This window comes from Jatrophihabitans sp. (assembly GCF_036389215.1).
GTDB lineage: Bacteria > Actinomycetota > Actinomycetes > Mycobacteriales > Jatrophihabitantaceae > Jatrophihabitans_A.
Genome location: NZ_DASVQG010000359.1, coordinates 1 through 10,618, shown reverse-complemented (window position 1 = coordinate 10,618; position 10,618 = coordinate 1). Strand labels below are relative to the sequence as shown.

Sequence of the window (10,618 nt, the reverse complement as noted above, 5' to 3'; positions counted from 1 at the left end):
CCGCGTCGGCCACCTCCGTGCACGCCGGCACCCGGGGGAAATCGGCGGGCGGGGGCGCGATGCCGAGGATCACGTCGAGGACGTCCTCGGCGAGCGGGCCGGCGGCGGGTTCCGGCCGTCCCGAGCCGGCGGCGGCGCTCTCCAGGGCGGTGTACGCCTCCGCGCCGCGCCCGTCGGAGAGCATCCACCCGGCGAACCGCGCCGCGCCTCGCGGGTCCGGCTCAACGCACCCCAGCGCCTCGAGACCAGCGGCACGGCTCGCCTCGCCATCGCCGGGGTTGCCGCGCCTGTGGTACGCCTCCGCCAGCCGCCACCAGGTCCGCGTCCGCAGGCCCTCGCCCGCGCCATCGAGCCCGCCAGTCGAGGCGGACAGCCACCGGATCGCGGCGTCCAGGTCGCCCTGCTCTGGTGCGGTCGCTCGAATCGCCAGCTCCAGGTAGCCGGCGCCGAGAACGGCAGCCACCCACCTCCGCGGCGAGTTTGTGGCGAGGCCGTCGACTGCCGTGCGCAGTGCCTCGACGTCGTCGCGGAGCAGGGCGTCCAGTACTGGGGCCAGGCCGTCCGGGGCAGCCTCGACGGTGCTGGCATCGCCTGCCCGCACAGCTGCCGCGAGCCGGACCTGCCCGACGGCGGTGGACAGCGCCGGGCGCCAGGCATGCCCGGCGGGCACCGCGGCGACCGCGGCGGCGAGTGGCTGCGGGTCGACCGGGGCGCCAACCGACACGGCAGCGACCGTCCGGCACAGCTGGCCGAGCGCGGTGATCACCGCCGTCGGCGATACCACCTCGGCCGCGTAGGCAGCCAGCTGGCCGGCGATTCCGGTGATTGCCCCGGACAGCGGTCGGCGGTCCCCGAGCAGCCCGCCCAACGCCTCGACGACAGCGGTGGCGGCGGGATGCCCCGGTGGAATACGGGTGGCCGCGCCGGCCAGCAGGTCTGCGGCGCCGAGGTAGCCACCGCCGCCCGGATCGTCGTCGTCCCAGCCGCTGCCGTCTCGTCGTTGCCGCAGGCACAGCCCGACCGCCGACAGCAGGCGGTCCAGACCCGACTCCAGCTGCTCACCCTCCGCCTCGGCATCGACCGCGGTGGCCGCCGCACCGATGTAGGCGTCCAGGGCGCCGGCCGCCATCCGGTCGGCTGGGGTCTGCAGCACAGCGACAGCCTGCTCCCAGACCGGCCTTACTGGCTGGCCGGCCAGCGCGGCGAGCCGGTCGCGCGCCGCGCGCCGGGCCCGCTTCGGATCAGTGGGGGGCCGCTTGGCGGGAGCGGGCCGGCGCGGCGGGAGGACCGACGTGTGCCCGGGCTCGCCCTGCATGTCGGGGACGGGCAGGTCGAGCGGGTCCCCGTGGATGAGATCGAAGGTGAACGGCAGCGAGGACGACAGCACCGAGCCGGGCATGCCCAGTGGTAGGCCGTTCTTCAGCAGGTTCTGCATCGCAGCGGTGGCATCGGTGAGCCTGGCCATGTCGAACCGGTCCGGTTCGCCGTTCAGCAGCGGCAGCACAGCCTCGGCGACGGTGAGCATGACCCTGGTGATGGTGCTGACCTCGGCGCTGACCGACGGGCCGTCGAGGACGCCCCGGAAATGCCGGATGGCCTCCTCCCCGTCGGCGCGTGAGCCCGACAACGCCCCGCCGAGAAAGCCGCCCTGGGCCTGGCAGCGATGCAACGCCTTCATCACGCGATCCAGGTGCAGCTGACCGAGCGAGACGTGCGCCGTGGTCGCGAGCAGCGCCGAAAGGTCGGAGTGCTCGAGTGCTTCGGCCAGCAGGGGCATGGCGGCCTCCCGGTCGGCATCGCCGACGCCGGGCGTCGCCGAGCGGACGGCCATCAGCCAGCCCAGCCGGCCGGCCACCTCCCCTCGGGCCGGGCTCGAGCCATCCAGCAGGTGGTAGGCCTCGTCCAGCGCCTCGATCGCGGCGGACAGGTGCCCCAGGGCGCCGGGGGTGCCCGGTCCGGCACGCCAGTACCGCACGGCGAATTCTTGCCAGAGCCGCTCCAGGATCGGCACCCGTGCCGACCCGTGCAGCCGGGCGAGCTCCTCCCGTAACTTCGCAATGGTCACGTCCATGTCGCTGGCTCCTCCTGCCGGTCACTGTCCCCAGTGGACGAATCCGGCCCACGCCGCCACCCGCCTGGGATCGGAACCGTCGAGCGCGCGGCGCAGCGGTTCGGGCATGCGGTCGGGCACGCTGCGGGCGTCGTCGAGCATCCACATCTGGGCGCGGCGCAGCGCATCCCAGGGTGGCCGGTGCTCGATCACCAGATAGTGGTGGAACAGGTACATCAGCAGCGAGGTGTCCTGGTCCGGGACGCTCCACTGGGTCGAGAGCACCGAGCGGACGCCGGCCGCCAGGAACATCGTGGCGAGGCTGTATGCCTCGTCGTAGCCGTGAATCGACCGGCCGGTGTGGCAGGCGGCCAGTACGACCAGGCCGATCGGGTGGTGCGGGCTGCCGCCCAGGACGTCGATCAGCTCGTCGGCGGTGAGATCGCCCTCAGCCAGCACCAGGCGGGAGGAGGCGCTCTCCAGCTCGGTGTCCATGACCCCATGCGAGGCGAGGTGCAGCATCGCGCCGGCCGCCACGCCGTCGGCCCGCAGCCACGCGCGCACATCCTCGGGCGTGCCAGCGCCGGAGTTGCTCACGGCGCCCCTGGGCAGCCGGCCTAGGTAGGTCGCGGCGGGATAGAAGCTCTCCCGGATGGCGTAGGCCTCCAGCCGCGCCGCGGGAAGTTTCCTTGCCCGTCCACCGGTGTCCGGGTCGGCGACGATGAGCCCGGCCGGGGTCAGCCGTACCGGTTCGGCGGCAGCGGTGTCGCACAACATCCGGGCCGACGCGGCCTGGGACAGCGCGACCCGCTCAATCAGGTAGCGGCCGTCCGGGCCGCGTGCCGCCTGCCAAGGCACCCGGGCCAGGTCGCCCATCGGGATGATCACCAGGTGCGGGACCCGTTCCCCGTCCAGGTACGGCGTGACGATCGGGCCCATCGCGGCCTTCCACGCCCATCCGCACAGCGCCTCGACACTGTCCACGAACTCCGTCCGCGCGGTGTCACCCTCTTCCCCGGCATCCTCGACCGTCAGGTCCCGGGTGGCCATCGCGGTGAGGTAGCGCTCGATGTCCGTACCAGCCTCGATCACCAGATGGGGCAGCGCGAGATAGCGAGCCTCTCCCTGCGCCGGGGCGATCACCGCCCAGCCCCATGGCTCGTTGCCGGCGGGGACGAGGTAGATCAGCGCATCGGCGCCGAGTGCGCGCAGCGCGCTCTGGATCTCCCCGAGGTCCGGCGGGTCGAGCAGCCCGGCGTCGCGGGCCAGCACGTCCAGGACGTCCTGCCGAACCGGTGGCGGTGGATGCTGCTCGGTCCGCCATCGGTGCGCCAGGTCAGGCCTCCCCGCCTCGATGAGGCGCCTGCAGGGATCGCGCAGCTCGGTCGCGGCGAACAACATCAACCCGCGACCGGTATCCAGGGCACGGAGCGCGTCGACGGGTTGCTGGTCGGCCAGGAACCGGCTGGCGAGCAGGGTGGCGCCTTGGGCTGCGGTCCGCGCGACGGTACGGGCGGCGATCGCATCGGGTTGCAGCAGCACCTGCCACACATGACCGCGCAGCCCCTCGAGGCCAATCTGACGCGTCTGGGATCCGTGGTCGCCGCGGCGGTGTCGCAATGCGGCCAGCAGGTCGTTGACGCTCGCCCAGAAGGAATGACCCGCGCCGCCGGCCAGCTCCCGGGCCTGTTCCAGCAGCGCGATCGCCTCGTCAACGTCCTCGAGCGCGCCGGTGACCTCCGCACGTCGGCTCAATGCCCACGCCAGCAAGCCAAGTGGGACGACCCGGTCAGGGTGGTGCGCGGGTGTCAGCGTCACCCCCGAACGCAGGTCGGCGATGGCCGCGCCGAGCCGGGCAGGATTCTGCTCCGAGCCCTGGCGCAGCGCCGCTCCGCCTCGCAGGCTCAGGTAGAACCCGCGCTGGGTCGGGGCGGCACCCGGTCGGTCTGCCAGTTCCTGCAGCATGTCCAGCCGGTGGTCGTGGGCGGCGAGGTCCCCGTCGGCAACGCCGGCCACCAGTGACTGCACTAGTTCCAGCATCGGTGCCGCGGCTACCGCTGCCCTGTGCACCAGGGGCGCGTCCGACGTGTGCGAGGTCCGCTGCACCAGCTCGAGGAGCGAGGCGAGCGCGGCGCCGTCGTCGATGTCGCAAACCTGGGTCGCGTCGACGAGTCCCCGCATCATCTCCAGGATCGGCGCGCCCTTGGGGTCGTTGCCGACCAGCGTGCCCATCTCCAGCAGTGCCCCGTGCAGGGTGGCCATGTCGTGCGGGTTGGACGCCAGTACCAGGCTGGACTGGACCATTGACGCAATCGCGCGGATCCCGGGGTCGGCGGCGAACTCCGTGGCCAGCCGGTCCACCTCATACATCGCGGCGCGGTAGTCGACCAGCTCCCGCTCGTCGGCGGCCCGAAGCAGCGCGGCAAGGCGGCCCGCAGCCCACATCCGCGGCCAGCCCGGGCGATCCGGCGAGTGCTCTCCGCCCACCTCCAGCAACCGGTCCAGGCAGCGCAGCGCGACGACATCACCCTGTCCCAGGCGGCCGAGCAGCAACCGGACCAGATCCTCGGCCATCCCCGAGCGCAGCCGCCCGGGCGCCAGCAGCTCGAGCTCAGCGAGCGCGGCGCTGATCGCCTCGTGCAATGCAAGACCGTCCAGGGCCTGGGCCCGCGCGAGGGTCGCCATCCAGCGGCCGGCAATCGTGCCCTCGTCCGGTCTGGTCACAGGCCATCCCCTTCGTCGGTCTCGTGCGTACCGTTCTGACGGACGGTCCGGCGCGGACTACGGCGCGTTGCCGTCGCGGGTGTGCATCAGGTCGATGACCGTGGCGACGATCCGCGCCAGCCGCGCCGGGTCGGTGATCAGCGCGCTGACCTGGCTCGGCTCGGCCTCGCCGGCGCCCGGCGGTCGGTGCAGGCCATGGCTGATCGGCACCTCTGCGAACACGGTGCCCAGCACGTCGGGGACCACGTCCTCGGCCTGCTCACCGCGGTCGAGTCGGCTGGTGATGAGGTCCATCGCGGCCGTGGCGAGCTCGCTGAGGAGCACGTCGTCCCGTTCATGCGGCGCGAACAGGTCCAGGGGCTCCGGCTCGGGGAGCTCGCCAGCCGGAGTGGTCGAGGGAAACCAGACGGGTGCCGACTTGCGGCCGAGCGGCCGTTCGACGTTGTTCTCATACCAGAGAGCGCGGCCTCGCATGGCGGCCAGCACCGTCTCCACGTCCGCGGCGACGGCCGCCTCGTTCGAGGTGTGGTCGCCGGTCACGGTGGAGCGCCGCTCGGTCCAGCTGGTCAGCGGCCACAGCGAGCCGCCGGCCGTGGCGTCGGTACCGACCCACTCGAGGATCGACTTGGCCAGCGCCACGAGCCAGGGGTCGTCCCCCAGCTCGGTGGCGAGCCAGATCGGCACCCTCGGCCGTTGGGCAGCCCCGCGCCGGCCCCGGCGGCGACGGTGGGCGTCAACGGTGGCCCGGGGCATCCGCATGGTCAGCCAGCCCTCGAGGTTGTCGATAGCCAGGCCCGCATGGGTGAAAAGGTCGTCCAGGACCGCGTCGAGGTCGTCGTGGAACCGGTCCAGGCAGTCATGCGCCAGTTGCGGCAGCCCGGCGGCGCAGCGATGATGCCCGCGCTTGCGCTCGACCGGCCGGGTCACCCGCAGGAAGACCAGCGGTGCGGCGATCTCAGCGGCGCCGGCCCGCAGCCGCCGTCGCTCGTCCTCGGATCCGTTGTGGAATCGACTTGCGACCAAACCTTCACCGGCGAGCCGGCGGATCTCCCGCGCGTTAGCGGACAGCTTCTCGATATCGGGCACGGCATGCTCCTGTCGTATCGACGTGGCCGTCGCGGCACCTCGCCGGATACGTGTGGAGCTGCCCGGCAGGCGCGCTGCGCCGTCCGGTAAGCCGCTAGCCGATCAGGTGCCAACTCGACGTTCGCCTCGATGGTTGGGCACCGGGCAACGACCAGGACAGAGCGGCCGGAGCGGATACGAGAATTTACGTAGACAACTGTTGGGTAAACCTGAATACGTACGCACGGGCCGGGTTCCGCTGCGGAACCCAGCCCGTGCTCCCCCGATCGCCAGGGTTACTTCGACATCTCGCTGGGCCGCGGGCCCTTGAGCAGGTCGACCTCCACGCCGGAAGTCGCCGCGCCGTTGAGGTAGACCCTGACGGAGTGTCCTGTGACGCCGTCTAAGAGCGGGAGCTTGACCGCGGTGCCGTTCAGCATCGCGTTCTCGACGGCTTTGACGACGTCCTCGGCGTCGGCGTCGGCGATTCCCCACTGCTGCTGCCCGATGACGAGCCTCTTGGTGTTGGAATTCTCGGTCATGCGCGTACTCCTTCTCGTGTGATGCTCGCGGGGCGAGCGGATGGCAAAGGCGTTCCGGTATTGGTAACCGCCTCAACTGAGAATGTGAATGAGAAATCCTGCGGGTGCCGCTCGTGACGGCCGATCCCGAACTGTTCCTGGGCGAGCAACGACGTCCGATAGAGCCCGATGCTGCGCCCGACGACGCCGGTCAGCAGGTCGTAGGCGGTGTTCACCAGCACAGCGCCGGCGCTCAGCATCGCCACCGCCGCCGCAGCCTGCGGGCCGTCGCAGGTGAGCGCCAGCGCCTGGCCAAGCCCCGCCTGGAGCACCGGATCAGTGAGCTTGTCCGCCAACAGGTCGCTGAGCGCCAGGCTGTCGGTCGCGTCGCGGGACACCCAGACGGCGAGGTCGAGGAAGTCCACGGCCGGCCCGTGGTAGATCAGCACGTTGTCCAGTGGCAGCCGGCACTTGTCGCTGACGTTGCTGAACCGCATCGTCCGCGCCTGGTAGTTCGGCTGCCCTGTCGAGCCGCCGGTCTGCACGACCGCGTCCAGTCTGATGTCGGCGCTGCCCAGAGCCCGGTTGCGGTGCACGATCAGCTCATTGATGCGGACGGCGACCGCCGTCGGCTCCGCGCCGCGCGGCGAGAGCAGCCGGACCGGCAGGTCCGGCCGGTCGTCGATCAGGAAAGCGCGCCGCCCGCTGGTCGGTGGGGCCGTCGGGCTCGTCGTGAAGTCGATCGGCAGGACGTCGAAGCGCACCTGCCCGGCTGGTACCTCGCCGATCTCCCGGGACTTGCCGGTGGCGATCTGGTCAAGCAGATGCCAGAGCGCGGACCCGGTCGCATGCCTGTCGACCGCACGAACCCCTCGCTGGCTCAGCACGCTGACGTCGACCGGCGCGTCGCTGATCAGGGCGATGACCGTCTCCGGCCGGGCCAGCTCGGTGTCGACACCGTCGGGCCAGGCCATCGCGACGCCGGTCAGCTGTTGCAGGTCTTCATTCCAGCCGTAGGTGTACGACGCGTCCGGCGCAATCCGGACGCCGCCGGGATCGGAGCCGGTGAGCAACCTGATGCGGTACGAGACGCCGATGTTGATCAGCGACACGAACACCGGCCGATCACCCTCATTGCGCAGCCGGAAGTAGACGCGTTCGTCGGCGTGCGCGAACAGCAGCGCCCCGGACGGCGGGAGGGGCTCCGGCCTTCCGTCGCGTACCCGGCCCCACTCGAGCACCACGTGGTGCGCCAGCGGCCTGGTCGGGTCGGCGGCCAGCCTGCGCAGCGCGGTGGCCTGGGCGAGCCGCTGCAGGTTCACCATGATCGAGGTGATGTCTGCCGACGTCGCCGGATACGGCGCGTGCAGCGGGCCGGCGGCGTCCCGCACGACCAACCGTCCATCGGTATCGGCGACGACCTCGACGGTGACCTTGGCGTCCGTCGCGGGATCGGCCTGGCGCAGCAGCGGGCGCAGTGCCAGTTCCTTGGCCAGGTCTGCGGTCACCGGGTGTCCTTCGGGGATCCGCACCGGCAGGGCGGCCGCGGCCGCGCGGGTGCGGTGCGCACGGGCGTCCGGGAGGAGGTCCTGCCCTGATGTGGTGGGTCGCAGCTTCGCGAGCGCTGCCATAGGCAGCAGCCGGTCGACCGTGGCGGATCCGATCGGGGGCCCGTCCTGGGGGCCGGCGGCACCGGCCGGCATGATCGCGAACTCGTCCCCCAGTTCAACGCCCAGCAGTGGGGCGCCGAGCAGCTGGACCCGATCCGGCCCGAGGGCGACCACCGGCAAGGCATCCAGCGGCTCCAGCACGGTCATCTCGAACGGTTGCCGCTCGGACGGGCCCTCAACCTCCGGTCGCTGGGTGTCGGCGAACACCTGCACGTGCCGGCGGACCGCGTCGATCAGCGTCGACCAGGTCAGCCGCAGGCCGTCCGCCTCGCGCAGCGCCCGGGTCAGCGCGTCGGTGAACAGGCCCATCACGACCCCGTCGCGGTTGGCGCTCTCCCATGCCGCCCCGGACGGCGCGCAGGCCACCGCCCGGACGGCGCGCGGATTGCTGACCAGGGGGCGCAGGTGCACCGGCAGGCCATCCTCGACCAGCCGGGCGACATGATGCTCGACCGTCTCGTAGGTCGGCAGCCAATGCGCCGGTCGCAGCAGCGACTTGACCCGCAGGTCGGCCGGCTGCCGCGACATGTGGGCGGCGTGGCAGCAGTCGAGGATCACGGTGGCGTTGGGCGCGGCGTCGGTCAGGCGGGCGAGCAGGACCGACAGCTCGACGCCGGTAATCCCCCGGAAGTTGTCCTCGTCGGAGTCGACGTAGTCGTCCGGCGCGATGAACTGCAGGTCCGGGCCCGTCGGCGACTGCGCCAGGCCGCCGTGGCCGCTGTAGTAGACGACGAACGCATCGCCGTCACGTGCGTCTGCGATCAGCTTCTCGTACGCCTGGAGGATCGCGGGCCGGGTGGCGTGCGGCGTCACGAGCTGCTCGACGGTGAAGCCGCGCGGCTCGAGAGCCTGCCGCATCGCCTCGACATCGTTGAGGACGCCGGACAGGTCCCCGGCCTGCGTACCGATCAGGAGAGCTTTTCGCGTCATGGCCGTCTTTGACGGACAGCCCGCGGGTGCTCAGCGGAACAGGCCTGCCTCGCGGGCCTTAGTCACCGCCTGAAGGGCACTATGCACGCCCAGCTTGCCGTAGACCTTCTGCTGCTGGGTCTCGACGGTCCGCTTGCGCACACCCCGTGCCTTGGCGATTCGGGTGGCGTCCAATCCCTCGCTCAGGTAACGCAATACCTCGAACTCGGCCCGGGAGAGCCCGAATGGCAGGCTCTGTTGCACCGGGCGGTCCGCAAGATCCAGCTCGATCCGCTTCGCCAGCCGCGCCACCTCGGCGCCCAGCGGCTCGGCCCCGAGTTCCTTCGCCGCTCGATAGGCTGCCAGGGCGGCCTGCCGGGCCACCTCGTCCTCACCATGGGCGCAGGCCGCCTCCGCCTGTCGCCACCGGGCGTAGGCCGCGGGGTAGGGCCGGTCGAGCTCGGCCCACCCGGCGGCCACCTCGCTCCACACCGCGGCGGTGTCCCTGCCCTGGATACGCTGCCGCTCCGCCCTGCACAGCGCGACCAGTTGCACGGTCTCGGCGCTCGGCGACTCCGGTACCGCGCTGCGCGCCAACCGGGCGAGGTGGTCGCCGACAGCCATCGCGGCCGTCCGGTCCCGTTCGAGCGCCTTCGGCCGGCTCGCCCGGTCGGCCGCACACCGCATGCCCACCGCGCACAGGCGCAGCAGCTCCAGGGCGTTCTCCCCCTCCTGGACCGCCGCGACACCCCGTGCCACCTCGACCGCAGCCCGGTCGAGATGGCGCTCCCCCATCGCCAGCTGGGCCCGGACGGTGTGCAGCGGGCCGAGAAATCGAGGGTCCTCACCGTGCTCGACGTTCTCGATCGAGGCCAGCAGCTCGCGGGCCTGGCTGTAGTCCCCGCGCGCCACCTTGATCTCGGCGAGCGTGAGGCGCGGGTAGAGGCTCTCCGAGGGCGACCGGTCCAGCGAAAGCTCGGCGATGATGCCTTCCGCATCTGACCATTCCCCCAGCAGCACCAGCGCGGCGCTGGTGTTGTTGGCCAGGATGGTGCCCTGCCGGCTCTGCGCCAGGTCGAGCTGGCGAGCCTCCTCCAGGCCCGTCCTCGTCACATTCGCGGCTTCCCGCAGGCGTCCCGCGTGCTCCAGGACGAGGCCTAGATTCCCATACGCGCGCAGCAGATCCTCGATGTGGTTGACCGCCCGGGCGATCGTCAGTGACTGGACGATCTGCTCCTCGGCCCTGGGATCGCCGAGCATGCTGAGGGCGAGGCCGTAGATGTTGAGTGCCCTGCCCTCCTCGGCGCGCGCGCCGACCTCCCTGGCCATCTGCAGCGCCGCCTCGGCCATCTGCCGGCCATCGGCGTAGTGACCCGCCTGCAGGTGCCCGAGGGCGATCCCGGCGAGCACCCGCGCTTTGACCGCCGATGCCGGCGAATACTGCAGCAGCGCCTGCGCCCGCTTGAAGGCGTGCCAGGAGTCGCCCCGCTTGCCGGCCTCCAGGAGGTAGGTTGCCAGCCGTTCGTGTAGCGCACCCAGGCGGTCGGCGTCATTGCCCGGTTCTGCCTCGGTGATGGCGGCGCAGATGTGTTCCAGGGCCCGGTCGGGCTGCCCGGACCACCGGGCGGCCTCGGCCGCGGCCGCGAGCAGCCAGCCCTTGGGTACGCCGGCCCAACCCT

The 10,618-nt window shown here is 71.9% G+C and carries 5 protein-coding genes and 1 pseudogene; all 6 read right to left on the bottom strand.

The window, feature by feature from the left end; all coding sequences use genetic code 11:
* Positions 1–2,071, bottom strand: a pseudogene (locus tag VF542_RS20725) (hypothetical protein); the annotation flags it as partial.
* 21 nt (positions 2,072–2,092) lie between these two features.
* The gene (locus VF542_RS20720) at positions 2,093–4,774 is read right to left on the bottom strand and encodes a CHAT domain-containing protein (protein ID WP_408653596.1); all 2,682 of its coding nucleotides are present in this window, start codon (positions 4,772–4,774) and stop codon (positions 2,093–2,095) included.
* Positions 4,775–4,831: 57 nt separating this feature from the next.
* Complete coding sequence (locus VF542_RS20715; RefSeq protein ID WP_408653595.1) at positions 4,832–5,860, bottom strand: hypothetical protein; 1,029 nt, start codon at positions 5,858–5,860, stop codon at positions 4,832–4,834.
* 275 nt (positions 5,861–6,135) lie between these two features.
* Positions 6,136–6,381: a hypothetical protein gene (locus VF542_RS20710; protein ID WP_408653594.1), complete on the bottom strand. Its 246-nt coding sequence runs from the start codon at positions 6,379–6,381 to the stop codon at positions 6,136–6,138.
* A complete protein-coding gene (locus VF542_RS20705) occupies positions 6,378–8,960 on the bottom strand; it encodes a caspase family protein (RefSeq protein WP_408653593.1) in 2,583 nt (860 codons plus the stop codon). The genes VF542_RS20710 and VF542_RS20705 overlap by 4 nt, the downstream gene beginning before the upstream one ends.
* A gap of 30 nt (positions 8,961–8,990) precedes the next feature.
* Positions 8,991–10,618, bottom strand: a 1,628-nt coding sequence (locus tag VF542_RS20700; RefSeq protein WP_408653592.1) for a helix-turn-helix transcriptional regulator, incomplete at its 5' end; no start/stop codon positions are given.